The 557-nt window shown below is 74.9% G+C and carries 1 pseudogene; it reads left to right on the top strand.

From position 1 onward, the window contains the following. Positions 1–241 precede the first annotated feature (241 nt). Positions 242–557: pseudogene (gene bchD, locus FV223_RS32315) on the top strand (magnesium chelatase ATPase subunit D); the annotation flags it as partial.

The following is a 557-nucleotide window of genomic DNA, read 5'->3' as shown; positions in this document are numbered from 1 at the left end:
GCTCACGCGAGGCCCACCCTCCCCCGCACCCAAGTCGGGCCTGCCCGACTTGGGCAGACAGGGTGCGGATCTCGGGCAGGTCCGAGATCCGTTGGGAGGAGGGAAGGCGCGCGGGCTCTTCGGCAGGGAAGAGGGGGTTGGGAGGGGCGCGACCGCTCCCGACCGCTCCCGACCCACGCCTGAACCAGACGACGCGTCCGACGCCATCCCCGCGCTCTGCGCTGCCGCGGATGCCCTCGGCGTGACGTCCCTGCGCGGGCCGTTGCTCGCCGTGCGGATCGCCCGGCTGATCGCCGCCCGCGACGGACGGGATGGGCTCGCGGAACGAGATCTCGTCGAAGCAGCAGCCCTCGTGCTCGGCCCGCGGGCGACGCGGATGCCGGTTCCCGAGCAACCCGCCGAAGCCTCCGAACCGCCCCCCGACGATCGCGGATCGCCGCAGCAGGAGAACCCGCCGGAGCCCGACGGGGACGCGGCGGGCTCGGAGCAGCAGGCCGAATCGCCGAATCTCGACGACGTCGTGCTCGCGGCGGCACGCGCGGCGATCCCGCCCGGCC

Origin of the sequence: Methylobacterium sp. WL116 (genome assembly GCF_008039455.1) — a bacterium.
Lineage (GTDB): Bacteria > Pseudomonadota > Alphaproteobacteria > Rhizobiales > Beijerinckiaceae > Methylobacterium.
The sequence above is the reverse complement of the archived record's forward strand: the minus strand, read 5'-3'. Positions and strand labels throughout refer to the sequence as shown.